Here is a 26,503-nt window from a genome sequence, read left to right on the forward strand (position 1 = left end):
AAATATTGTGCCCATGACCGTGACTGTTGTATAGAAACACAAAGCAGATTCAATACTGGTAAAGGCTATCTGCCTCTTGGTTTTCAACTAGACCACAGTAACATTTGTTATGTGCAGTGTCTTCAGGAAATTCCTAGTATTTGAAGATACGAATCTAATGCGGGGCTGGAGGAAAAGACTGATTAATTACCCGATTTCCCTTATTGCAGTTCTCAATCGGTCGTAATACAGGGATTTTATGCTTTAGCACAGATGTGCATACGTGTCAAATTGCTGATGGCGGTTTCTAACCGCCCTTTTAACTATATCTCCCTCATTTCCCTCATCTCCCCTGCAAGGGCTTGTTCCCAAATTGGCAGATCCTCCGGTCGGTCAACATCAGCTAAAGGTGACAAGTTCACATGAGATAAATTCAGTTTCTGGGCAATATCCACGGTTTTCTGAAATACTTGAGCAGTTCCCCATTCGATGTTAAGGAATAACTCCGGGATGGGTTGGCGCAAACCAATTAAGTAATATCCACCATCGATCGCAGGGCCAAGTACGAGATCAAAGGTGTGTAACTTCTCAAAGGCTGTTGCTAGAATCTGGGCATTCAGTCCAGGGCAATCTGTACCGATGATAATTACATTTTCTGCACCAGATTGAAAGGCATCGAAAAGCGATCGCGCCATCCGCGAACCTAGATCGCCTTCACCTTGAGACTGGTAAACCAAATCCAACCCCAGCCAGTCTTCCATGAGTTGCGAATCGCCACCTGCAAAGCGCACTTCCACAGATATGTCAATGGTTTTTTGCAATTCTTGAACCTGAAATATTGTATATTCAGTCATCTGGCATTGAAGATTGGCAGCACCAACAGCCCCCAAAACAGGTATCAATCGGGTTTTGGTCTTACCTGGTTCTGGATAGCGGGTGAAAATAATCAAGTGCTGTTTTGGGTTTGCTGGTAAGTTCAGCACACAATACCTTGTCTAATTAACTCAACAAAAAATATCTTAATAGCAATACTTGTCGTCATCAGTTGTAGTATGCTCCTTTGCTGTTCGCACTGTTCCTAAAATCGTCGAAATAAAAATGCAACGTTTAGCTTTACCACCAGACTTGCTAGATAGTGTTATTCGTCCTAGCGGTGGTTGCCTAACATTACCTCTGTAATCAAATTGGATTTGCCTGATGCCATTTGTTTCTTGTAGGGTTGTTTCCGCATCTAAATGCACATTAGAATGTAGATTATTCCAGTTAGCAGCAGATGGGTTTACTGTAGCAGGATGAACGGCCCATTGAACAATACCGTTTTGTTCACGAAAACTAGCTTGCCAAGTCAATTTTTCCTTGGTAGCTTTGCTTTTGGCTTGGCGCATAGCAAGGTGAACTTCGCTTCCGGCAGTATTGAGGCGTTGAGTGTTCACAAAAGTTAGCCAGTTGGGTATTCCCACCGTAGCTAATATACCAATTAATAGAATAACCACTAACATCTCTGGCAGTGTGAAACCACTGTTAGAAGGCTTCTTAAAGAGATACTTTGTATTAACTAGATAGGGAAAATGCACCTGGGTATTCATTGTTATTTTTTAGTTCGTTTTCAACTAACCACATATTTAAGAATGTTTTACTTTTTTAGCAGGGCTATTTCGTTCTAGACATAAACCGCCCAGAACTAAAGGTCTTTTTTTTATAGCTAAAGTACGTTTTAACGGACTATAACCTTTTCTCAGTCGTCTTGAGACGAATGAGTGCTATTAGACTCAGAATTCATTCTGAGGCGGGCTAGATGAGAATGGAATAACCCTGACTTTCTTAGCTTTTGTCTTCAAGCTTGTTAGTAACCTTGTAGACAAAGTAGTGGGTAGTATAAGGATGACGGCAATTTTAAATAAAAGTTTTAAGATTAGATTTATCCTCTGTAACCTTGAAGAATCGTTAAGTAAATACTTCCAAAGAAATCTGGCTGCTAGTGTGCCTTTATATTTACTAAACGGCTGTTGTAGGGCTTTACATGTTAGGTACATATAAAGGTTCGCCAGACTTAAGCTCCAAATATTTTTATCAGTTAATGGTCTTACCTGATAGGCTTTTTTTAGCACTTGCAAACAGGCTTTTTCCTGCCTTGCAAGATTAGAAGAAAGTGAATTAGGACTAATTCGGTATAATATTTGTACAGATGGTACACAGACAAAATCGAACTTACAAGCTAATCGCAGCCACATATCCCAATCCTGACCAGCATTTAGTGATTCATCAAATCCACCTAATTCTATTATTGCTTCTCTAAGAATCAAGGCGTTGGAACCATTTTCTAGAAAATTACTTACTAATAGCTTTTCATAAACATCACCATTGACAGTGATATGCATACCTGAAAGTAAGAATTCACCATTTTCATCGATATAATCAGTCCAGCTATAAGCAACCATTACGCCTAAGTTTTCTTGCAGAGCCTGCAACTGGCTTGCCAACTTATCGGCTGTCCAAATATCATCTGCATCTAAAAAGCTAACAAATTTTCCCGCAGCATGTTTTAGTCCACGGTTACGACTAATATTTCCACCAGAATTCTCAAATGAAAATATTTTTATTCGGGAGTCTTGAAAATTTGAAATAATCTCTAGTGTTGAGTCTGTTGAACCATCATTGATTACAATTAATTCTAAATCGGAAAAACTTTGACTGAGAACGGATTCAATTGTTGTTTTTATAGTTTTTTCGCTGTTATAAGATGGTATAATTACAGAGATTAAAGTCATATATTTGCTTTTAATAATTATTATTTTTTAATTTTATCTAGCCATACGGTTCAGTTAAAGTCAAAAACCTTAACCTGCGTAGGTTGGCTTGAGGGACGAAACCCAACATTTTCGGTACTTTGTTGGGTTTCACTACGTTCAACCCAACCTACAATTATCCTTAACTGAACCGGATTGTTTTATATAGTTATCTATTGGACAAAAAATTTCCTAAAATAAAGCCTCAAGGAGTAAAAAGGACTCATCATACTAGCCAAGTAAAATTCCATTTCAAAAAGAGCAATTAGATTACTTTTCAATTGCCCTCTATACTGAATAAAGTGCCGTAATACTCGGCGTAAATTACCTAAAATAGTTTTCACAAACACTATTGGTTTTTGCCAATTTTTAGTATTTATCAAGCGTAACTGGAAAACACACAAGCCACAGCCGCGTGCCAGAGTTAGGAGGTAATCTCTCTCAAGTCGCCAATGTGGTATTTGATGATAACTATGCATGGTAGGGTTATACCAAATTTGCCAGCCTGCATAATGTATGTAAAGCAATGGTTCATAGTCATCACCCTGCACCAAAATACCAGGTAACTTCCCACTTAAACTAGGTCGTTGTGGTACATTTTCACACCATACTTGTTTCCGAACAACAAGCGCCGCACCAGCAGGAAGCCTTAAATTACCCGCATCAAACAAATGTGGATTTGGCCCGTGTTCTGTTACAGCTAAAAAAGCTTGAATTCTTTCAAAATTTTCTGGTGGTTTTACTGCGTATTCAGCATGAACTTGACCGCCATATGCTCCGGCGTGAGGATACTCTTTACCAAAGGCTACAGCTTGTGCAACCCAATCAAGCGCAGGTAGGACATCATCATCTAAAAATCCAATAAGCTGGCTTCCGGCTTCGCGCACAGCCCGCAACCTTGCAAAAGCGGCTCCCTGTTTAGTTTCTAGGAAGTACTTTAAAGGAAAGTTATTACTACAGCTTTTTTGGTAATCCTGAATCAACTCTGCTGTGTTATCGGAACTATTGTTATCAACAATAATAATTTCCCAATTTAGGTGTTCTACTCCTGTTTGTTTTAAAAGTAAATCTAAGACCTGAGGTAATCGGTTTATCCCATTATATGTAGGAATAGCTACAGTGAAGTCTAAAAATAGATTTTTAATTAATTTATCCATCCTAATTACCACAATTTATATATTTTTTATGATAGTTTCTGATAAGCTAAAAAGTGGCTATGGCGTTTTCTAGGCAACTGAGGTACACCCCAATCTTTTTTACCAAGGTTAATAGCTTTAAAAAGATACCTCGCCAGGTCGGGAACCGCTAGATTCAAATATCTTTTTTTAAATAAGTAAAAAGGACTGATAAAGCTACTCATGAGCAATTCAATCTCGCAAGCAGCAATTAAGTCATTTTGAAACGTACCTCGATATTTGAGCGCGTAAAGTATAATTTGGCGTAAATCATTAACTAAATACGCTAAACTCACCAGAGGTCTTTGCCAAGATTGTATTCTCAGCATACGAAGGTGATGCCGACTTAAACCCACACAGCGAAATAAACTAATTAAATATTTTCTTTGGAATCGCCATGCTGGGATTTTATGGTAAATACACATTTCTGGGTTGTACCAAATGTCCCAACCTCCTAGCTGGATATATAGTACTGCTTCTAAATCTTCACTGGCTAACCCAGCTTCTCTACCTTTATGATTTAAAACTAGATTTTTAGGAACTGTTCTCTCCCATGCCTGCTTGCGAACTACTAAGCCAGCCCCTGGAGGTAGCATTTTCATGGGAGCTTTGTATTGGTGGGGTTTTGTACCTCTCTCGGTAATGGCTAAAAAAGAAGCTATTTTCTTAAAATTTTCGGGTGGTTCAACTTCAAACTCACCATGAACTTGGCTACCATAAGCACCGGCTAAAGGATGCTGTTCACCAAAAGCATAAGCTGCTGCTACCCAGGTGGATGTTGGGTAATTGTCATCATCAAGAAAACCTATAAATCTGCCTTTAGCTTCTTCAATTGCCCTTTCTCTGGCGTATGCTGCTCCCTGTCTCGTTTCAAATAAGTACTTTAGTGGATAAGGACACTGCCAATTTTGTTGATAGGTTTGAATAACTTTAGCTGTGTTATCAGTGCTGTTATTATCTACAACTATAATTTCCCAAGATAAATGTTCTGTATATAGTTGATTTTGTAGTCGTTCTAGTAGTTCAGGCAAACGACTTTGACCGTTATAAGTTGGGATAGCTACAGTAAAGTCAATGTTTTCAGTCATTTGACAAAAGTTATATTTTATTAAGGCGATTTTTGAGGCATTTAAAATCATAAAACTGCACTAGATGTTACAATTTTGCTCTCAAAGTGCAGTTTTCTGTTCAGTATTATCTCGTATTTTTATAAATTTTCACTATGAAGATTACTTAACTGCATTGGGAGTCTTTTGCTGTTCCCATTGCTCCCAAGAGAGTTTCCACAATAACGCATCGTTTTACGCTACTAGGCGATGTAGAATTTGCAGAGCTTGGTACAGCTACCACTATTTTTAACCCTGTAGCTGTTCCAAAGTTTGGAGTTGGTAAAGTTGGTAAAGCCCCCATATAGTCAAAGGTAATTTGTGTTGACGTACTTGAAGCAGGGTAGGATACAGTAGAAGTAGAATTGACAGTGTTTGCACTACTGAGATTTGTGCCGAGCAGTAATTGATTAGAATTGGCTCCCACATCCGACCCTAATGTTTTCCATGTGCTGATTCCAGCAGTGGTACTATAAATAGCAACCTCTACATTTTTGGTTGTGCTATTTGTCCGAAAACTGACACTGTAGCTAAGTTTAGTTTTTTTAGCTTGGCTCTGTGCTTCTTGCAGTGCGGCGAAAACAGCGTCGTTTGCTTTATTTACCTGCTGTCGATTTACAAAGGAAAACCAACTAGGAGCTGCGATCGCTGATAAAATTCCAATCATTAGGATTACTACAAGCATTTCGATTAAAGTAAAGCCAGTATCCTGTTGAGGATGAAATCGCTTCTTGGTGTCTTTATTACACATCGTAGTGTGGAATAACTTTAAAGTTATATTGCTCATAATGCCCCATCATTGTTGTGCTGTGTATTATCAAGTTTATTTACTAAATAAATATCCACGTCCCTGTACGCGGACGCTTGCTGTCGGAAAATAACTTTGGTTATTTGAAGAGTAATCGAAATTGCTAGTTTGCAACCGAGCTAATGCATTACCTCGTAAAAACACCTGTGCTGTCGTGTTGGCAACATCAACGCAAGTATAGAAGCCCATATAACTACCTGAACTAAGTGTTCCAGTGGGGCAAGTAGGAAGTGTTGAACCAATAGAAGTTTGATCGATATAATCAATCAGTACAGAAGCTTGTTGAGTGTAAGCTGTTGAGGCTGTAGCTGTCCATGAATTCATTTTCTGAGTTAGACCTGCGGCACTTGCTAGATTCAGGTTAAAACGCTGAAAACCTCGATCGGGGCAGTGGCTGGTGTCAATATATGTATCATTGGAATAGCCAGTACAATTCCCAGTAGTACCAGTAGTACCACTAGCAGCCAGAACTCCATCGCTAATTTCAAATCTGGCAATACGAGCCGCTTTTGACCAAGTAGTACTACTATCTTTGATTAAATAGTAGGCAACTAGTGAGTAAACAAAAGTGTCATCTATTTTGTTTGCTGTAGTGCTGCCTGTAGTGCTGCTGGAAAGTGTAATCGCACCTGAGAGAAACTTGCGTTTCCAAAACACCAGAATTGGTTGACAAGTAGAAGAATTACATCCAGTAGCGATGTTAGAAGGCGGTATTTGGTCTTTAATTCCTGAGCTTGCTGGGACAGTGTTTGAATTGGTAGTCAGTGCAGTATTATCATATATGTAGATAGCTTGTTGTAAATCATTGGCAATGTAATCAACTGCTGTCTGGATTTCTTGTTCAGAATTTGCCTTGGCTTGCTCCTTCTGATCTGTACTGAGAATATTAACCATGAAAAATAGCAGTGGTGTCAGCACGAGGAATGCTATCAATAAGGCTACCAAAAGTTCTATCAGGGTAAAACCATTAACTTGCTGAACAAACTTAGAGCGTTTCAGCTGAATGCTGAGAAGAAATTTGAGTACATTCTTCATAACTACGGTCTGCCCCCTAGAGGATGTTTTAAAAGTATTGGGCGAATATAAATTACTACTACATAACCAAAGTCCACCTCCGTGGACTAATACAAATTCAAGGGTTTGTTAACCCTGCGGAGGCAGGTTTTGTCTGTGTAGCCCCGACTTGTAGTCGCCCAGGCGAATACAAGTCGGCGCTACACAGACTTTTCACTCTTATCTGGAAAACCTCACTTCCAAACCTCTCTCCTAAAAGGAGAGAGGTTTGGAATTTTCCCCCTTCCCTATAAGGGAAGGGGGCTAGGAGGTTAGGTTTCGCGTTGGTTTTTCCACATAACCTGAAAAATCAGCTTTAAACCTGACTGCACAGGATTAATTGCAAGTGTTGTTAGTAGTAACAGGAGTGGTGGCAGGAATAGCAAGACGCTGACACAGAGCATTGAAGGAAGTGTTTTTAGAAGCAATTACAGTGGTCATTTCCACTAGTGGGGATTGGGTATTGCCTAAACTCCCAGTGAAAGGGTTTTGTTTTTTATTGCTACTACTGTCGCTAGCATTGACAGTTTTAGTAAAGTTAATATCTGACCGATAAACTCGAATTCCCAAACCGTAACCATCGATTGGTAAACCTGTTGTGGTATTAATTGGGGTACTTCCTGCTCCTATAATTTTTACAGCCTGAATGTAAAATAGGGTACTTGGACAGATTGGGGCAGTTGGGGGAGTAATAGTTAGGTTGTTGTTTGTGTCTTTTGTCACGCAATATAACGATGTTGATGTTGATGCTGTAGGAACTGGCATACTTGTGGCGCTCGTGGTAAGTAAATTGTCAGCTAAACTCCTGGTTGCATCGGTTGATTGAAGCAATGTAATAGTGGTAGGAGGAATTGCCACTGCTCCGGTTTTCACACCATCAATGAAAGTTCTGGCAGCTTGTGTGGCTAGTTCCACGCGTTTTGATTGGACACGAGTTGCTGTTGCAATGACGATTGTAGGCGCGATCGCTGCCAGTAAAATAGCAACCACGATTATTGCTATCAGTGACTCAATGATCGTGAAACCAGACTCATCAGATGGTTGACTTACTTGCTGTTGTTTGTGCTTAATCATAGTTACTCACCAGTTTCTAAGAATTAAAGATTAACTACAGCTAGGACGTTGATCGGCATCGACGGCATAAGTACTGTCTGAGGCTTTTTTGGCACATAACAACGTTTGCACCCATGTATCATCTCGACTAACTTCCCGAAAGTACTCATTGGGTTTGTTATTTGGCGTTATCGCTAACTTTTGCGAAAATGCGTCTGGTGATTGTGAGAGCAAGCCGACATCATAACCCCACTGCCGGTTAGGAGGCTGGTAATAAGGTACTTGACCACTAGCATTATTGATCGGATATGCTGTCAGAGATGAGCCATTTAAGTATGCTACAAGTGGTGCAGTAGCATAGGCACTACGAGTTCTTTGGATAAAAGAGCCGTTAATTTTAGCTCTATAAGCATTGCTTGAGGCACCAGTTGGGTTCCAATTTTCCAAGAGGCGGACAAAGTTGTGTAAACCACCATTGTCTTCTCTAGGACGAGCTGGGGTGTCTCCCCCTGCTGCGACTAAGTTAAAGGTGGTACCAGCACTTGCTGCTTGTTGCAGCCAGTAAGAATCCTGTTGACTGCCAGGGCCTATTTGTGTTGATGAACTTTCATCAGTAGTGCTGAAAGCAACTCTAATTTGTAACACTGGCGATAAAGCTGGTTGATCGCTTGTACCTGAGCCTAGAGTAAACTGTGGCGGTTTAGTATTGTCATTAGGAGTAGGAGTAGGAGTAGGAGTACTAAGATCGGCTGTTCGGAACCATAGAGCATTAGCTTTGGTATCTGGTCTATTAGTACTACTAGTACTAAAAGTACTCAGTGGAAATGAAGTTATTTTCCCGCCCTGGATACCTATAATGGTTGGTATATTTTTGGAATCAAGCGCTAGTTCTCCATTTATATAAGGTGTTGGAAGTGTTGGAAGCGTTGGAGGTGCTCCCCTTGTTACAGAATTTTTTGATGTCCCACGGAGGAAGGCAACACGGCGAGGATAGCTCAGATATTTAGAATTAGTCGGTGATTGTGCTGTTGTACCTGCTAAATAGGTAGTCGCCAGAGTCGTCGGAGAAAAAGTCTGTCCAGTACCAGTAACATCCGAGGCTCTTACACCTGCTGGATATAGAGCAACATTACCATCACCGGGTAGTGTTACGTACCAACCCTTACCTGGAGTATCAGTACCCGGATCGCAAGCTGAAACAGGTAGTGTCTGACATACTTCCATTAAATATTCTCCTTTTAAATTACTTGTATCATTTACCCTTCGCTGGATGGGTGTAACCAAGTTATTTAGGTAAGAACTGTTTTTAGTGAGAAGGGCAAGAGGATAGTCATTATTAGAAGTGTCATACCAGGCAGCATTGACGACATTACTGTTGTTGGAAGTAACTACAGAATTACTACTATTGACAAAAGCAAACCCATTCTTCTGAAATGCAGTAATAGAAGTGTTATCTCCCAAGTTATTATTCAGGTCATAGTCTCCATCGCTGCGGTAGCCCGTCTGATAGGTAGTAGAAAGAAGTGTGATCGCATCTGACAATACGCTGGCAGGTCGCCATGCGTCCCCAGTGCTACAATTTGGTAGTCTAGGATCACCAGTACGACAAGCAAAGTTTGGATTAAGGTCTGAGCGAGAGTAAAAATTGCTCAAATCAGTAGCTAGACCTGTTATAAACTCTTCTTGGGTATGTGTATTAAAGTTGCCTAGAATATATACAGGCAAGTTAGAAGCTAGAACCAAGCCCTTTTCTGTATCTCTGTAAGTCTGAACACGCCAGATTGGGTCGCCGTTGATCAACATAATGGCGTTGGGACGCCGAGTTGGGTCAAGTTTATAATCTACTGGGCTTTGTGATTTTTGAGTATCTTTTTTTGGTTGTATTTGTATCGCTGTATCTGTTGCTGTAATGCCAGCAGGATAACTCAAATCCGGCAGTGCATCATCACGAGTAGCGTAAATAATACCGCTATTGGGAATTAAGTATTCTTGTGGTGTTGCTGTGCCATAAGTAGTTGCCCGTAACTTACTAATGTCTAATACAGTGGCGCGAATTTCCAGAGGTTGGCGGGTTTCTTTAGCGAGTTCATAGTCTGGAGCGGTGGAACCAGCAGATGCAGATGGTACGTTTGCTACTGTCCCAGTTGCATTAATAGTACAGGGATATTGAAAGTAACAAAGCGTTGATGTCCCAGTTCCATTTCCATTTACACCATCAGCGTTGGTGAATGTTTCTACACCAACTGTTGATACATCTTTATGAATTGCCTTAATCTGTCTGGCATCTAAAAAAGCAGTTTCGGAAATTGCGCCGTGAGGGATGACGCTAGTACTTGGAGAGCCGATAGTACCATCTAATATTTGGATGGCACAAATAGAAGCATCAATAGCAGACTGCTCTGAGATTGTGAGTGTCCCAGAGGCAGCTACTAGCCCCATAGCGGTGTTCAGTGCTGGATTTACTAACCGCCCATTGGGATACATTAAATTAGCTTGGTATTTTAGTAAAGCTGAATAGTCAGAAACAGCCTTTGTTGGAGCTGCGTAGACAATACCATTATGGGAGTTACCACCCGTACCGCCGTTATATGGAAGAGATGCAAGATTTTTAGCTGTAGTGCTATTTGTAGGGTCGTAAAAGCTACTTATACAAGCAATAGGTTTAGGGTTTGTCGCACTGTAGCCACTCGCTTGGTAGTGATAAACAGCTGTAGCCCGCATCCGTAAATACGGCGTATTAATAATATTTGGTAATACTATATTAGTCTTGTAAGTATCTAGATTAATGCCAATAGTATTAGGCACGGGCATCATATCTGACCAAATTCTATTTGTAGCTCCCGCCGCCGCGTCCAAAACAGCTTGGGTACTACTAACAATAAAAAGTGGAGGTAAATAAATCCCTGCACCAGTGACTACCCGCAAGCCACCCACAGGAGCAGCGACAGTAGTTGGTACTGTGGCTGCTGCTGATTCCCAATCTCCATCTCGGTCAACAGTTCCTAAATCAGCTAATTGCTGTACACGACTGCTGCGAGTGCGAGTTCCACTTCCGCTATCCCAGTTAACATTTTTAATATTTTGGGTATCTGTGGTAGCATTTGAACCAACAAATGTCGTTCCGTTCCACCACAATGCAGGTAGGTTATTACCAAGCAAAATGCGATCGCCAACGTATTGTTCTGTACCTAATGTTTGTTGCTGAGTTGGTTGTGTAGCACTAGGTAGCAGTTTAGAATTACTAATGTTAAGTGTTAAATTGGAATAATTAGTTTTAGTTTGACCATCACTAGCAAGAAACGGATAAACCCAAGTGTCTTGTGGACGAAGTGACGCACCACTTCCTTGTAAGACAGTAGTAGTCGTATAATCTGTACTAGTCGCAGGATTTATTATTGCATCTCCACCAAAACCAACTTCACCATAGGGTACACGGCGGGTACGGTCTTGAAAGTAAAGTACTAACTGGTTATTACGGACAGTGGATAGTTGCGCTGCACTGGCAGTAGTTGTAGTTAGATTTAATAGTTGTAGTTGCTGTGCAATGGCATCTTGGACTTGCTGTGGGTCAGTAGATGCAGCGTTAGCCATCTGTGCTAGCACCAAAAGATTGATACGCTGTGCATAAGCTAGGCTATTGTAGGCAATATTATTCGATCCTTCACTGACTGATGTGTTAGCGCTAGTATTACCATTTTGAGTAGGAGTAACTCCTTGTCCTTGGTATAAATCCACAAAAGTACCGTTACTTGCATTACCAGTGAAACCACCAGCTGCTAAATTGCCACCTACAAAAATTTGGGCATTGTCCTCATTATAGAAACAGGAATTTACACTACTAACCTGATAAAGTCTCACATTATTGCCACCAGTCAGCAAGTTACTATTAGTCAATATCCGTCCATTTAGGTTAAATGTCGGACCAGGGGTAATTTCTATATCATCGTTATAAACCACCGCATTGTTAACTAGCGGTAGTTGTACACGGTCTTGTTGATACTCTAAACTTGAAAAACCTTTATTCCCTGTAAAAGTTTCGTAATTACCAGTCGCTGCTGTGTTAGTGATGGGAACATTAGCAGTATAGACAAAAAAGCTTTTTTGGAGCTGACTAGCAATACTAACCCAGCCCGTACTCCCCACCAAAGCAGCACTTGTTGCTACACTATTTTTACAACTGCTGCTTACACTACCAGAAGTCATGGGCGGAGTTCTTGCCTCTAGAGGATTTCTAGGGCGGCTGTATGTGCCACTAGTTATAGGCGGAGTTCGGAAATAAATTCCATAAAGAGTATAGGAGTCAAACTTCCCATTGTTATTTGTATCAATGGGGAACATCCATGCAGTTGGCAAATCTGTTGGCTGACTTTCTCCTGTTGGTGCAGTTGTATAAGCATAATGTAGCTTTAGTGGAGTTTCGTCTCCAAAAGTATATTCAGGCAAATTAGCAGTACTACTTAAGGTACTCTCTAAAACTGTATCTGAAGGTACGGCTCGTGGTAGTCGGCTGTCACTAAATAGCTTGTCTAATTTTGCTCTGGCTCTGTCAAGGGCTGGTGCTGCGGCGTTAAGTACAGCCTGATTTACCCGGACATTACTAGCGTTTTTTGAGCGTTCAAAAGACCTAAACAAAATTGCAGTTGTTAACAGTACGACTACCAAACTGACCATCGCCACTGTCGGCAACAAAAACCCAGCATTCTCCGACCCGCGTCTTCTTCGATTGCCAGAAATAGCTCGTAGGAGCCAAATAATTTGCTTGTTAATTGCAGATAAAAACTGCTTGCTAATTTGTCCAAAGGTTTTTTGAATTACCTTGAATAGCTGACGTTTTCGAGACATAGCTGCTTCCTTGTCAAGTGGTTTTTAGCGGATTTTTGATTTTTTATCAAAATTGGTGATTGTGCCTAGAAATTAACTTTTTAGGCAAAGGATGAAACTATATTTATGTAACTACTGCATCTGGTTTTACTAACTTTCAAATCAAGTAGCTAAAACAAAAGAGAATTTATTAAAGTTATATCATTTATGAATTGTTAATTTTATCCGGTAAATACTGATTTTTTGAGAATTATTTAATCCAATTCCAGAAATAATAAAAGCATGATATCACAGTATAATTGCGGAAATGTATTTTGTTTTGATGTATCTTTATGAAGATGTTGTTACCAGAGTAGGCTTATAATACCCACCTGTTAAAGAAAAGATATCAGTTGGATGCAAAATAATCAGAAGTTCGGCTCAGATTCGCTGGGTGACTGGAAGTCGCGGCTACACGAGACTTTACCCACAAGAAAGGCGACGGGCTGAACGTTTAGCAGAGCAGCTACGCGCACTTGCTATCAAGCCTGATTGGGAACATCTCACTTTCGTAAAAAGCCTTGTAAAACCTCACCTCAACCCTCTCCTTGATAAGGAGAGGGAGCAAGAATCTGGTATATTTGCAAAACTGAGATGCTCCCGCCTGATTGGGAGCATCTCACTTTCGTAAAAAGCCTTGTAAAACCTCACCCCAACCCTCTCCTTGGTAAGGAGAGGGAGCAAGAATCTGGTATATTTGCAAAACTGAGATGCTCCCGCCTGATTTTGGTGATGAGGAAGATTAATTAATTTTATCATTTAGGTTTAATCCTGCTCCCCTCTCCCTAATAAGGAGAGGGGCTGGGGGTGAGGTTCAACTACTATCTCCTTAAATTTCTTATATTCTGAGCAATACTTTCCAGCACCCCAGACAAATTAGCATACATATCATTATTCGTAAATCTAATAAACTTAATTCCCGCTGATTCAATAAATTCTTGTCTTGCCTTATCGGATTCAGCAGCACCTTCTTGAAAATGGCTTTCCCCATCAATTTCTATAGCTAACTTGAATTCAGAACTATAAAAATCCATAACAAACTTATCGACACTATATTGTCTGCGAAACTTGCAGTTTTCTAGCTGTCTATCTCTTATTTTATCCCAAATCAGTTTCTCGGCTTTTGTGATATTTTGGCGTAATAGTCGCCTTTTTTCTATTTCACTATTTTTGTTATAAAGTTTAGTCATTTTTATTTCCAATTCCAGTCCCCTCTCCTTTATAAGGAGAGAGTTAAGGTGAGGTAAAGCGATAACTGTAAATGTTTATTCAGCCTTGATTGAATTGTTCACAAGATAATAACCTCACCCCGCCCTTCGGGCACCCCTCTCCTTATTAAGGAGAGGGGATATGGATTAGGCGCTGAAGTATTTTGCTAGTGGGTGATAAGCAATAATCGCAGTGGTAGACTGTTCTGGATAAAGTTGTTCACTTTCATCCATATACAAGTTAATTCTGTCAGTCTGCAATAACTCCAGCTGCTTGTACTGGTCTTGGATATTCGGGCAAGCTGGATACCCAAAGCTATAGCGTGAGCCACGATAGCGTTGTGCTAATATATCCCGAATATTATCCGGTTCCTCAGCAGTAAAACCTAACTCTCGGCGAATTCTGGCGTGTGTCCACTCAGCTATAGCCTCCGCCACCTGCACCGCCATACCGTGGAAATACAGATAATCGGTGTATTGATTCCCAGCAAACAGCTTTTGAGCGAACTCTGTTGCAATCTCCCCTACAGTCACCGCCTGCATCGGGAAGACATCAATAATTCCCGACTCCTTCGGTGCAAAGTAATCTGCTATGCACAGCCGCCTTAACGATTTTTGTCTGGGAAACTCGAAAGTTGCAATCTGTTGTGATTGGTTCTCTGAGTCATATATATGTAGAGAATTTCCTTCAGACTGACAAGGGAAATACCCATAAATCGCCTGGGGATGCAACAGATTCTCCTCAATAATTCGCTGTTTCCAAGTTTCCAAAATTGGATACACTTTCTCAGCTAAGAAAGCCTGATATTCTTCCTTAGATTGTTCCTTTGGCTTGCGAAATTGCCACTGTCCAGCAATTAAAGCTTGTAAATCCAAGTGCCAGAATATTTCCTCAATGGGAATATCACTAGGCTGCAATAACTTCGTTCCCCAGAAAGGCGGTGTCGACCGTTCAATATCTATCGCTACAGCATCAGAACGTCTCGTATTTATTTCTTTTGGTTCAGCAGATGCTGTCTCTTGAGCAGTTGTAGTTACTGGTTCTTTGTGATCATTCGTCGAAACTTCAGCAGTTTCGACTTCATCCAAAAAACCCTGCAAATCTTCCCAGTTACCAGCGGCCTTTGCTGGCATTAATTTATCCATGAAGTGCAAGTCAGAAAAGGCATCTTTACCATAAACAACTTTACCTTTGTAGGTTTTTTGGCAATCTTCATACACAAATTTGGGAGTCAACGCCGCACCACCTAATATCACGGGGACACTAATTCCCTTTTCGTTAAATATCTCCAAATTCTCTTTCATGAAAGCGGTAGATTTTACCAGCAAACCACTCATGGCAATACAATCAGCTTTGTGCTGTTCGTAAGCTTTGATAATATTTTCCACCGGCTGCTTAATTCCCAGGTTAATCACCTTGTAGCCGTTGTTGGATAAGATGATATCCACCAAGTTTTTACCAATATCGTGGACATCACCTTTCACCGTGGCAATAATAAAGCTTCCCTTCCCATTGTTGCCAGATTCAGATTTTTCCATAAACGGTTCTAAATACGCAACCGCCGCTTTCATGGTTTCCGCAGATTGCAAGACGAAGGGTAACTGCATTTGTCCCGAACCGAATAATTCCCCAACAACTTTCATGCCATCTAGCAGGAAGGTGTTGATAATTTCCAAGGGGGGATATTCTTCTAGGGCTTTTGTCAGATGTTCTTCTAAGCCAATGCGTTCGCCGTCGATGATATGGCGTTTGAGTCGTTCGGGGATGGGGAGACTTTCATCTAAGGAGCGATCGCGTTTTGTCGTCACCCCGGCAAATACTGTGGTAAGCTCTCCCAAAGGATCATAAACGCAGACGTTACCCTCAAATTTCCGCTCGTCATAAATCAACTGGCGACAGATTTCTTGATGGCGTTCCTCAATCTTCGAGAGTGGTAAAATCTTGTTAGCGCTGACAATGGCTGCATCCATTCCCGCCGTCGTCGCCTCGTGCAAAAACACTGAGTTCAGCACCATCCGCGACGCTGGATTTAAACCAAAGGAAATATTGGAAACACCCAAAATTACATGACTTCCAGGTAATCCTTGACGAATCCGCCGGATAGATTCAATTGTGGCCTTGCCGTTTTCTCGATCTTCTTCAATCCCGGTGGAAATTGGTAAAGCTAGGGTATCAAAGAATATTTCTGTGGCAGGTATGCCATATTCTACTGCTTGACGGTAAGCGCGTTGTGCGATCGCAAACTTTTTATCTGCTGTCCGCGCCATTCCATCTTCATCGATAGTACCAATGATTACACCAGCACCGTACTTTTTCGCCAACTCCAGCACTTTCAAAAAGCGCGGTTCCCCATCTTCGTAGTTGGTGGAGTTCAACAAACACTTACCACCGGCAACCTTTAAACCCGCCTCCATCTTTTCCCATTCGGTGGAGTCAAGCATTAAAGGCAATGTCACATTATTAACGATGCGCGAAACTAATTCGTGCATATCCCGCACGCCGTCGCGTCCCACATAATCCACGTTGATATCGAGGATGTGTGCGCCTTCTTTTACCTGCGCCCTCGCCATTGAAACGAGTCCATCCCAATCTTCGGCATTTAGCAAATCGCGGCACTTCTTGGAACCACTGGCGTTGAGACGTTCACCGACTATCAAGAAGGAATTATCTTGGTCATAGGGCTGAGTAGTGTAAATTGATGCTGCTGCGGGTTCTAAACTTGGGTGTCTAACTTTTGGCTTCAGGTCTTTAGCAAGTTCTGCCAATTGTTGAATGTGTTCTGGACGCGTCCCACAGCAACCCCCAATCACTTGGACACCCAAATCTTCAACAAAATGCATCAGCGACATCCGTAATTCCAACGGTGTCAGGCGGTAGTGCGCTTGACCGCCGACGTTCTCAGGTAAACCCGCGTTGGGAATACAGGAAACGATAAAAGGTGAATGTTCTGCCAAATACTTGATATGTGGTTTCATCAAGTCTGGGCCAGTGGCGCAATTCAAACCGAGAATATCAATTGGATAAGGTGCCAAAATTGTCAGCACAGCACTGATTTCTGAACCAACCAACATTGTGCCCATGCTTTCCATTGTCACAGACACCATCAACGGCCGGCGATCGCCTTTTTTGGCAAACACTTCTTCAATGCCATTCAGCGCCGCTTTAATTTGCAGCACATCTTGGCAAGTTTCCACAAGGAATAAATCGACACCACCATCCCACAGCGCTTCTGCTTGTTCAGCAAAAGTAGCTTTCATGGTGTCAAAGTCAATATGTCCCAAGGTAGGGAGTTTAGTTGTCGGGCCGATGGAACCTGCCACAAACCGGGGTTTTTCTGGCGTGGAAAATTCCGCAGCCACACCCTTGGCCAATTCTGCGGCTGTCTTGCTGAGGTAGTAGGCTTGGTCTGCCAAGTCATATTCTGCCAGCACCAGGGACGTACTGCCAAAGGTATCGGTTTCAATAACATCAGCACCAGCAGCGAGAAAGTCGCGGTGAACCTTAGCGACAGCTTCGGGTTTCGTGTGGACTAAGTATTCATTACAACCTTCATACTGTGGGCCGCCGAAGTCTTCAGCAGTGAGGTTTTGGGTTTGGAGGTTGGTTCCCATCGCCCCGTCGAAAACGAGGACTGGGCTATCTTGACTACGCAGGCGTTCAAGGAAAGGATGAGTCATATTTTCCTAGAAGAATTTGGGTCAGTCGTATAATATTCGACTTACTTTATTATTTTCCAAAATTTTGGAAGTTTCGGCAGTATGTAATGGAAAAATTTTGATACCATACTGAAAGTACTAATGTATCTATAATATCACTTAATTAGCTACTTCATATAGAGGTTGTTCTATGGAAAGAAAGAAAATTTTAATTGCAAGTAAAACATACCCTTCAATTAGCACTAGATATCAAGAAACAGTCTGTACAGCAGGAGTTTTATTAGATGATGATGAGAAACCAGTTCAGTGGATTCGTATTTATCCCATTCGTTTTCGTCAATTAGATTTTGATAAACGTTATCCAAGATGGTCAATTATAAGTGCTAAAATAGAAAGAAATGACAAAGATTATAGAGAAGAAAGTTTTCGTATAGATGATTCTTCGATAGAAGTAATACGAAAAATTGATACTCGCAAGAACTGGGAAGAAAGAAAAGCCTTGGTTCTGCCACTAGAATTCAAATCTATTCGGGACATTAAAGAACAAGGTAAGTCTCTCGGTATTATTAAACCACAAACTATAAAAAAATACTTCTGTAACGAGACAGAACGAGAATGGAACCCAAAACAGCAAGGAATCTTGGATCAACTAGACTTGTTTGAACCTTCAGTACAGTTAGATAAAATTCCTTACAAGTTTGGTTACGAATTTATTTCTCAAGATGGAGATAAGCATCGTTGTACGATAAGCGATTGGGAAATTCAACAACTTTATAGAAATTGTAGAGATAGAGCAAATGAAACAAGTATGAACAATAAAGAAAAGGAGGCTTTAGAAAAAGTACGCCAAAAACTAGAAGACGAGTTTTTAAGCAAAAAAGATTTATACTTTATCATGGGAAACCTAAAAAGTCACAAAAATAGCTTTATGATTATTGGGATATTTTACCCACCATTAATAAAAATGTAATATTTAAATGTTGATTGTTTCAGGAGTTAAAAATGAAGATTAAAGATATTGCTAAAACAAGATGCCTATTTACCTTCGGATATGGCAATCGCAAAGACTACGATGCCTTCTTGGAATACCTGCAAAAGTTTGATGTCGAATGTGTTGTTGATGTGAGGATGGTTCCTCGTGCTTGGAGTCGTAAATGGTACGGCGACAAAATAAAAATATTCTGTGAATTAAATAATATTGAGTATATTTCTAAAACTGCTTTAGGGAACACATCTGGTAAAGAAAATTGGATTCCAGTAAATCAAGAAGAAGCAGATAAAGCTCTACATGAAATTGCACAAGTTGCTCAAACGAGTAATGTTTTACTGTTGTGTGCTGAAATGAATCCGAATCGCTGTCATCGGAAAGAAGTTGCTGATTGCTTGGGAAACTTGGTATTAATACCTGTTAAGCATTTAGAGTAGTAATCTAAAATTTTCTCGATACTTAGGGAAGAATGTTTAATAAACCTCATTTCACAACAGACGCTCGCCTGTAGCGTTGGTGGTGCCGCAGCTAGGCCCGTCGTAGACATCGCTATTATCAGGTGGGCAATATTATAGATTTATCGTAGGGGTATGGCATTGCCTATTGACAGAGGTGAGGTTTCACTGATTCTACACATAGTCAGATGAAATATTTTCATCAAGTTTCTTATCTTAGGATCACAACTTAGAGTTGTCACTCCGTTCAGCTCAAAGATCGAAAAAACACCAGAAGTATAACTTGAGTCCCACTATGGATTTAATTTCTTTGTTCAACCTAAATACATTTATTGAATTATTACTGGGGATTAGTTTGAGTGCGGCGGCTGGCTTCAGAGTCTTTGTACCACTGCTAGCATTGAGTGTGGCTTCAGTTTTTGGACATTTTAATTTGCCAACTGACTTTGATTGGCTGGAAACACCTCAAGCCGTAATTGTATTTGCAGCCGCTTGTTCGCTGGAAATTATCGGTTATTACATTCCTTGGTTAGATCATCTGCTGGATATTGTTGCCACACCTGCGGCATTTATCGCGGGGACAATCGTAACAGCATCTGTTGCTCCAGAGATGAATCCACTGGTGCAATGGACGTTAGCTTTAATTGCAGGTGGTGGAACCGCAGGATTAACTAAGGGATTAATGAATACATTGCGGATAAGTTCTACAGGTGTTTCAGGTGGATTAACCAATCCAGTTGTGTCAACGATTGAGTTGGTCATGGCAATCGGACTTTCTGTGCTGGCGCTAGCTTTACCAGTCGTAGCAGGAATGCTTGTGATTGGTTTTCTAATAATAGCTATTCAAAGAATCTGGAATTTCTTCTTCAATAAACCGTCTTCTCAAACTAACGAAACCGTCTCTCCATCAAGAGAATTGGGATAAGTTCTTATGGATTTGTTTCAGAACTGCGATCGCTATTATAAGGTGGTCATAGTCTTCGGGTGTGTTAGCGCCGAGAGTACGGCATCTTCTACTATTCTACTTAATTCATTCTGAGGGGGTTGTTGGGATTGATCCAAGCTTTTAGGTAGAATGGACAATCGCCTGTAGCGTTGCTGGTGCCGCAGCTACGCCCGTCGTAGACATCGCTATTATAAGTGTTGTGGTAACTCTCAAAGATAAAAACCTCAGCGATACGATCGCTGAGGCTCTAGAAGACTGGCTCAATAAGCCTGAAAACCAGAAGCTAATTAAAAAGTATAATTTGGCTAAATAAATGGAATAAATTCAAAAGGGCGGCAATTCTTTAAGAATTGTAAACCTAATATGATTAATCGCCAAATCGCCAATGGGGATATCTTCTTTCGTTAGCCGCGCACCTTGACTTGTCACAGTTTCAAAGGTGATACCTTTGCCAATTTCAATGTGATACCAGCATAAGCCCATAAAAAAGCGCGTCGGATAAGGCCCACCTTCACCCACATCGTCAGGATTTGATTCCATTGGCAACCAGCCAAAATTCGGAACGTAGAACTCCAGCCAAACATGATTAAAGTCGGGTTGTAGCGGCACACCTTGTAAGTCACTATGGGCAGGACATTTGTACCTACCTACGGTGCGACAGGGGATACCATTTAAACGAGATAGGGCAAGTAAAACGCCGACATATTCGCCACAGGAACCAACGCCCCGTTCTAAAACTGTATCTGGCGCGTCAATGTAAGGTTTGATACCGTAAGATAACTGATCATAGACGTAGTTGCGGATGCTGTGCATTTTCCGCAGCACATTGGTTTCAGAACCAATCGCTTCTCTGGCAGCACGGCGAACAATGGTAGTATCCATTGCTAAATCGTCGTCATCCACTAGGTAGCGTGTTTCTAATTCTCTTGATAGTTCAGGGATATTTTCTACATCTCTGGGTGTGATGCGATACTTAATACCTCGAACTTCCAAAAGTGCTTTCCAGCCAAATATATGCCGTTCTCCTGGGGCAAGAGAATCAAATTTAAAGACTGCTACACGTTGTCCCTCGATCACTTCTTCGGTAAAGGGTATACCAATGGGTTCAACGTGTTTCACCTTTTGACGCTCAGTTTCCGATGGTAGAGCGATGCGCCATTCTACCTCAGGTAAATTAACCTCGTCTAAGGGTGCAATTTCCTCAGCATAGGACATTTCAATGAGATAGCCATTAGAGAGGGCGTAGCGCTTATCTGGCTGATAATGATAATACAAAGGGTGAATAAAAGTGCGATCGCGGAATGTTAACTCATAACTCGGATCAGCATTGGGGTTGTCCCGAATATAAGCCTCCTCTGAGGCATAAGCGACGTAAATACTTTCTTTGCCTGTTTCGGCATTTTTATGTATCGCTATGCCTGTGGGACATTCAAAGGGTGTCAAAACACTGAATTGAAGTTCTCCTGTCGCCCTATCCATCGCGTAAACTGATTGTTCGGTGCGATCGCAAATCCACAGCATTTCCTGAGTCACTGCCAAATTCTCTATCCCAACGCCAGGGGCATAAAATCTGGTAATCTCTTTTCGGGTTTCGCGGTCAAAAATCAGAATGTAGCCCAGCTTTTGGCAGCTGACATAAACTGCTGTTTCCCAAACAGCCACGCCGTCAGCCGGATAAGGCAATGTTACAAAATCTTCTAAATCCAAAGCATTGAGCTTGCAAAAGTAAACAGTATTTTCTCGGCTGACCCAGAGGGTATCTGACCACGCGGCTAGACCAGTGACATCGGTAAATTCTTTAACTTGATGGGGATTGAGAATTTTGCTGTTGTCAGAAGTGGGATCAATCTCCAGTAGATGCCCTTTAATACTGTCAATAGCAATTAGTCGATCTTGAATGAAAGTAATGCCACATAGGCTAGCAGCAGTAAGCGGTCGAATTGTTTTTTGCCCAAACATCTGGCTTGCGTGGCTTGCGGTCAAAGTGGGGAGTGCAAAACTCATAAAACCTTGTGGAAAGTGTAAAAACCCCTCACCTTTAGGTAGGGAAGGAAAAATGACTCAAGCGGTTTTAACCGCCGTTACGCCAATTGCTTGATGCGGAATCGCTACGTTTAGAGCGGGGTACTGATAATTATCGGTACAATTTGTTCCGAAAAACTCTTTCGTGAGAAATAATACTATGTTAAAAGAGCAAGAATTTACAAATGTTAAGAATTACATATACATTCATCCAACCGAGCGATCGCCTTAAATCGCCTTAATGTAACTTTAGGAAATGGAATTCTTGCCATCACTAAATTATGATCGAATTCTGTAACCATTTGCTGTGACCTACACGATGTCTGCTAATTCTCTGCCTGAAAGTGCCGCTGTTTGGCATAGTTTAGAAGTTGATAAAGCGCTAGACCTGCTCGATAGTAATCCAGACAGTGGCTTAACACCCCAAGAAATTCAACAGAGATTGCAAAAATACGGCCCCAACGAACTTAAAGAAATTGCTGGCCGTAAAGCTTGGGAAATTCTGCTGGATCAGTTCAAGAACATTATGTTGTTGATGCTGATTGGCGTAGCTCTGATTTCTGGGTTGATAGACCTATGGGGTTGGCGAACGGGCACTTTAAAACCTGGTGAAGTGCCATTTAAAGATACGATCGCGATCCTAGCAATTGTCATCCTCAATGGCATACTCGGCTACGTTCAAGAAAGCCGTGCCGAAAAAGCATTGGCAGCCCTGAAAAAACTCACCTCTCCTTTAGTACGAGTCATCCGCGACGCTAGATTGGTGGAAATAGCAGCCAAGGACTTAGTTCCAGGGGATGTAATGCTGCTGGAAGCTGGGATGCAGATAGCCGCAGATGGACGCTTGATAGAACAGTCTAATTTACAAGTGCGTGAGTCCGCGCTGACGGGTGAAGCCCACTCTGCCAACAAACAGGCAACACTAAAATTGCCGGAAGAAACCGATTTAGGCGATCGCCTGAATATCGTCTTTCAAGGAACCGAAGTACTCCAAGGACGAGGCAAGGTTCTGGTGACTAACACCGGAATGACTACAGAACTGGGTAAAATTGCTGCAATGTTGCAGGCGGTAGAAAATGAACCTACGCCTTTACAACGGCGGATGACTCAACTGGGTAACGTTCTAGTTACGGGTTCTTTAATTCTCGTGGCGATCGTTGTTGTCGGCGGTGTGATCAAGGACGGCGGTTTTAAAAACATCCAAGAACTCTTGGAAGTTTCCTTGAGTATGGCGGTTGCTGTGGTGCCAGAAGGTTTACCAGCTGTAATTACCGTCACTCTGGCACTGGGAACTCAGCGAATGGTACGCCAGAATGCCTTGATTCGCAAACTGCCAGCAGTGGAAACATTAGGTTCTGTAACTACCATTTGTTCTGATAAAACCGGGACACTGACTCAAAATAAAATGGTGGTGCAATCGGTTTCCACTAATAACAAAACTTTTCGCGTCACCGGCGAAGGTTATGCTCCCACAGGGGATTTTCAGTTAAATGGTCAAAAAATCTCCCTAGAGGAGTCTCCAGAAATCTTAGCGTTGTCAGTCGCCTGTGCCGTTTGTAATGATTCGGTATTGCAAAAAGAACAAGGGGAATGGGCAATTTTAGGAGATCCCACAGAGGGGGCATTGTTAACACTGGCAGCAAAAGCTGGAATCGAAAAAGACCAGTGGAACAGTAAATTACCCAGAGTTAGGGAGTTTCCCTTTTCCTCAGAACGTAAGCGGATGAGCGTGATTTTTCAGGTGCAGCAAGTTGCCACAGGTGAAGCATCTTCCAGAGGCGTTGACCCAGCGATCGCGAGTTTATTACAATCTGAACCTTACTTAATGTTTATCAAAGGTTCTCCAGAGTTAATCTTGGCACGTTCCACTCAGATTCATTTGGGTAATGACACAGCCTCTTTGACTGAAGAACAACGCCAGAAAATTTTGGCAGACAATGACCAAATGGCGAGTAAAGGTTTGCGGGTGTTAGGTTTTGCCTACAAACCCCTGGCACAGATCCCACCGGAAGGTTCAGATGAGACATCCGAGCAAGGCTTGGTGTGGCTGGGATTGGTAGGAATGCTAGATGCGCCACGCCCAGAGGTAAGGGCAGCAGTCCAAGAGTGTCGGAATGCAGGTATTCGTCCAGTGATGATTACTGGTGATCACCAGCTAACAGCACGAGCGATCGCTACCGATTTGGGAATTGCCCAAGAAGGCGATCGCGTCCTCACAGGTCAAGAATTGCAACGGATGACTGACCAGGAATTAGAGCAAAACGTTGACCTGGTGAACATCTATGCCAGGGTTTCCCCAGAACACAAACTGCGAATTGTCCAAGCACTGCAACGCCGGGGTCGATTTGTCGCGATGACAGGCGATGGTGTCAACGATGCTCCAGCCCTCAAACAAGCCGATATCGGTATTGCAATGGGGATTACTGGTACTGATGTCAGTAAAGAAGCCAGTGACATGGTGTTACTTGATGACAACTTCGCCACCATTGTCAGTGCCACCAAGGAAGGCAGAGTAGTTTACACCAACATCCGCCGCTTTATTAAATACATCCTCGGCAGTAACATTGGTGAAGTTCTCACAATTGCCGCCGCACCTTTAATTGGTTTAGGAGGAGTTCCCCTTACTCCCTTACAAATTCTCTGGATGAACTTGGTGACAGATGGTTTACCAGCCTTGGCATTAGCTGTGGAACCCCCAGAACCCGATGTAATGGAACGTCCACCTTTTAGTCCCCGCGAAAGTATTTTCGCTAGGGGATTGGGTTCTTATATGATTCGCATTGGGATAATATTTGCGATTATCACCATTGCCTTAATGTGGTGGGCTTATCAACATACCCATGCCCCTGAGTATCAGGGCGATCGCGATGCTTGGAAAACAATGGTATTTACTACCTTGTGTATTGCCCAAATGGGTCATGCGATCGCTATTCGCTCCAACAACCGACTGACTATCGAGATGAATCCCTTCTCTAACATCTTTGTACTAGCGGCTGTTGTCGTCACCACGATTTTGCAGCTGATGCTAGTTTACGTCCCACCCCTGCGAGAGTTCTTTGGTACTCACTACCTCAATATGCAGGAATTGGGAGTTTGTATTGGCTTCAGTGCCTTAATGTTTGTCTGGATTGAAGCAGAGAAGATATTTTTGCGGATTATGGGCAAGAAAGCCGTCTAAATTGGGGCATGGGGCATTGGTTATTAATTATTCTCCTCTACACCCCTGCTTTTTCCTTGTCTCCCTTATCTCCAATGCCCAATCCCCACTATGTACCTGAAAACTCTAAACCTCCGACAATTTCGCAATTATCAAGACCAAAAGGTTGAGTTTACTGCTGCCAAAACAATTTTGGTAGGTAATAACGCTCAGGGAAAGTCGAATTTGTTGGAGGCGGTGGAGTTGCTGGCGACATTGCGATCGCACCGAATGACCCGCGATCGCGATTTAGTTCAAGAAGGGGAAGCCATAGCCCAAATTAATGCCACCCTTGAGCGACAAACAGGCGTTAGTGACCTTACCTTAACTCTCCGCCGCAATGGTCGCCGTAGTGTTGCTCTCAATGGTGAATCTATCCGCCGTCAAATGGATTTTCTCGGCGTTCTTAATGCAGTCCAATTTTCCAGCCTAGATTTAGACTTAGTACGCGGCGGCCCGGAAGGTCGCCGCAACTGGTTAGATACACTCTTAATTCAACTTGAACCAGTTTATGCTCACATTTTACAGCAGTATAACCATGTGTTACGCCAGCGCAATGCTTTTTTAAAAAAAAATCAAGACTCAGCACTGGACACTCAGCACACAGAACTGGCGGTGTGGGATGCACAGTTAGCCACCACAGGAACCAGGGTAATTAGACGACGCGATCGCGCTATCCAAAGATTAGCTCCCATTGCTACTGCTTGGCACGCCAGCATCAGTGGTAGTACAGAAATTCTGCAAATCAAGTACCTGCCGAATATTCCTTTAGGGGATAACCATCCAGAAGAAGTGCAGCAAGCTTTTTTAGCAAAAATTCAGCAGCGAGCGATCGCCCAAATGCACCAAGCCACTACCCTTGTCGGCCCCCATCGAGATGAAATAGAATTAACTATTAACCAGACACCCGCTCGTCAATACGGTTCTCAAGGTCAACAACGAACGCTGGTTCTAGCTTTAAAATTAGCAGAATTACAATTAATTGAAGAAGTCGTCAAAGAGCCACCATTGCTATTGCTTGATGATGTTCTTGCCGAACTCGATCTATCCCGCCAAAATCAATTGCTTGATGCTATTCAAGACCGCTTTCAGACCCTGATTACTACCACTCACTTGGGTTCTTTTGATTCCCAGTGGTTGAAGTCCTCCCAAATTCTGTTTGTGAAAGCAGGAGAAATAATCCCAAATTTATAAGGGCGGCTAGCTGAAAA

The 26,503-nt window shown here is 42.1% G+C and carries 17 protein-coding genes; 5 read left to right on the plus strand and 12 right to left on the minus strand.

The annotated features are described in order from the left end of the window. Nucleotides 1–302: 302 nt before the first annotated feature. From V7K36_RS08005 to metH, 11 genes are all read right to left on the minus strand, one after another. On the minus strand, nucleotides 303–962 hold the full coding sequence (locus tag V7K36_RS08005; protein ID WP_335114661.1) for a TIGR04282 family arsenosugar biosynthesis glycosyltransferase: 660 nt from the start codon (nucleotides 960–962) through the stop codon (nucleotides 303–305). Between the two features lie 36 nt (nucleotides 963–998). Then, nucleotides 999–1,565 (minus strand): pilus assembly FimT family protein, encoded by a 567-nt coding sequence (locus V7K36_RS08010; RefSeq protein ID WP_335114663.1) that lies wholly within the window; start codon nucleotides 1,563–1,565, stop codon nucleotides 999–1,001. Between the two features lie 183 nt (nucleotides 1,566–1,748). Next, nucleotides 1,749–2,747, minus strand: a complete 999-nt coding sequence (locus tag V7K36_RS08015) for a glycosyltransferase (RefSeq protein ID WP_335114665.1) — start codon at nucleotides 2,745–2,747, stop codon at nucleotides 1,749–1,751. Nucleotides 2,748–2,938: 191 nt separating this feature from the next. After that, nucleotides 2,939–3,922, minus strand: a complete 984-nt coding sequence (gene hpsE / locus V7K36_RS08020; RefSeq protein ID WP_335114667.1) for a hormogonium polysaccharide biosynthesis glycosyltransferase HpsE — start codon at nucleotides 3,920–3,922, stop codon at nucleotides 2,939–2,941. Nucleotides 3,923–3,948: 26 nt separating this feature from the next. Continuing rightward, the gene (gene hpsE, locus V7K36_RS08025) at nucleotides 3,949–5,028 is read right to left on the minus strand and encodes a hormogonium polysaccharide biosynthesis glycosyltransferase HpsE (RefSeq protein ID WP_335114669.1); all 1,080 of its coding nucleotides are present in this window, start codon (nucleotides 5,026–5,028) and stop codon (nucleotides 3,949–3,951) included. Between the two features lie 145 nt (nucleotides 5,029–5,173). After that, nucleotides 5,174–5,833 carry a type II secretion system protein gene (locus V7K36_RS08030; protein WP_335114671.1) on the minus strand — a complete coding sequence of 220 codons (660 nt, stop codon included), beginning with the start codon at nucleotides 5,831–5,833 and terminating at the stop codon, nucleotides 5,174–5,176. A 36-nt stretch (nucleotides 5,834–5,869) separates the two neighbouring features. Then, nucleotides 5,870–6,889 (minus strand): hormogonium polysaccharide secretion pseudopilin HpsC, encoded by a 1,020-nt coding sequence (gene hpsC, locus V7K36_RS08035; RefSeq protein ID WP_335114673.1) that lies wholly within the window; start codon nucleotides 6,887–6,889, stop codon nucleotides 5,870–5,872. Between the two features lie 354 nt (nucleotides 6,890–7,243). Then, nucleotides 7,244–7,981: a hormogonium polysaccharide secretion pseudopilin HpsB gene (gene hpsB, locus V7K36_RS08040; protein ID WP_335114675.1), complete on the minus strand. Its 738-nt coding sequence runs from the start codon at nucleotides 7,979–7,981 to the stop codon at nucleotides 7,244–7,246. A 30-nt stretch (nucleotides 7,982–8,011) separates the two neighbouring features. Next, the gene (hpsA, locus tag V7K36_RS08045; RefSeq protein ID WP_335114677.1) at nucleotides 8,012–12,802 is read right to left on the minus strand and encodes a hormogonium polysaccharide biosynthesis protein HpsA; all 4,791 of its coding nucleotides are present in this window, start codon (nucleotides 12,800–12,802) and stop codon (nucleotides 8,012–8,014) included. An 839-nt stretch (nucleotides 12,803–13,641) separates the two neighbouring features. After that, nucleotides 13,642–14,010: an endonuclease domain-containing protein gene (locus V7K36_RS08050; RefSeq protein ID WP_335114679.1), complete on the minus strand. Its 369-nt coding sequence runs from the start codon at nucleotides 14,008–14,010 to the stop codon at nucleotides 13,642–13,644. A gap of 165 nt (nucleotides 14,011–14,175) precedes the next feature. Then, on the minus strand, nucleotides 14,176–17,706 hold the full coding sequence (gene metH, locus V7K36_RS08055; protein WP_335114681.1) for a methionine synthase: 3,531 nt from the start codon (nucleotides 17,704–17,706) through the stop codon (nucleotides 14,176–14,178). A 169-nt stretch (nucleotides 17,707–17,875) separates the two neighbouring features. Here metH and V7K36_RS08060 point away from each other — a divergent pair, with 169 nt between their 5' ends. The 3 genes from V7K36_RS08060 to V7K36_RS08070 all read left to right on the plus strand — a co-directional run bounded on the left by V7K36_RS08060 (nucleotide 17,876) and on the right by V7K36_RS08070 (nucleotide 20,053). Next, on the plus strand, nucleotides 17,876–18,655 hold the full coding sequence (locus V7K36_RS08060) for a hypothetical protein (protein WP_335114683.1): 780 nt from the start codon (nucleotides 17,876–17,878) through the stop codon (nucleotides 18,653–18,655). Between the two features lie 32 nt (nucleotides 18,656–18,687). Next, the gene (locus tag V7K36_RS08065; protein ID WP_335114685.1) at nucleotides 18,688–19,110 is read left to right on the plus strand and encodes a DUF488 domain-containing protein; all 423 of its coding nucleotides are present in this window, start codon (nucleotides 18,688–18,690) and stop codon (nucleotides 19,108–19,110) included. Between the two features lie 313 nt (nucleotides 19,111–19,423). Next, nucleotides 19,424–20,053 carry a DUF4126 domain-containing protein gene (locus V7K36_RS08070; protein WP_335114687.1) on the plus strand — a complete coding sequence of 210 codons (630 nt, stop codon included), beginning with the start codon at nucleotides 19,424–19,426 and terminating at the stop codon, nucleotides 20,051–20,053. A 345-nt stretch (nucleotides 20,054–20,398) separates the two neighbouring features. Here V7K36_RS08070 and V7K36_RS08075 read toward each other — a convergent pair whose 3' ends face one another. Continuing rightward, on the minus strand, nucleotides 20,399–22,078 hold the full coding sequence (locus V7K36_RS08075; RefSeq protein ID WP_335114689.1) for a transglutaminase family protein: 1,680 nt from the start codon (nucleotides 22,076–22,078) through the stop codon (nucleotides 20,399–20,401). Nucleotides 22,079–22,415: 337 nt separating this feature from the next. Here V7K36_RS08075 and V7K36_RS08080 point away from each other — a divergent pair, with 337 nt between their 5' ends. Next, nucleotides 22,416–25,274 carry a cation-translocating P-type ATPase gene (locus V7K36_RS08080; RefSeq protein WP_335114741.1) on the plus strand — a complete coding sequence of 953 codons (2,859 nt, stop codon included), beginning with the start codon at nucleotides 22,416–22,418 and terminating at the stop codon, nucleotides 25,272–25,274. A 90-nt stretch (nucleotides 25,275–25,364) separates the two neighbouring features. Beyond that, entirely contained in the window at nucleotides 25,365–26,486 is a 1,122-nt protein-coding gene (gene recF, locus V7K36_RS08085) for a DNA replication/repair protein RecF (protein ID WP_335114691.1), read from the plus strand. The last annotated feature ends 17 nt before the right edge of the window (nucleotides 26,487–26,503 follow it).

Source organism: Nostoc sp. (genome assembly GCF_036919555.1).
In the GTDB taxonomy this organism is placed as follows: Bacteria; Cyanobacteriota; Cyanobacteriia; order Cyanobacteriales; family Nostocaceae; genus Nostoc.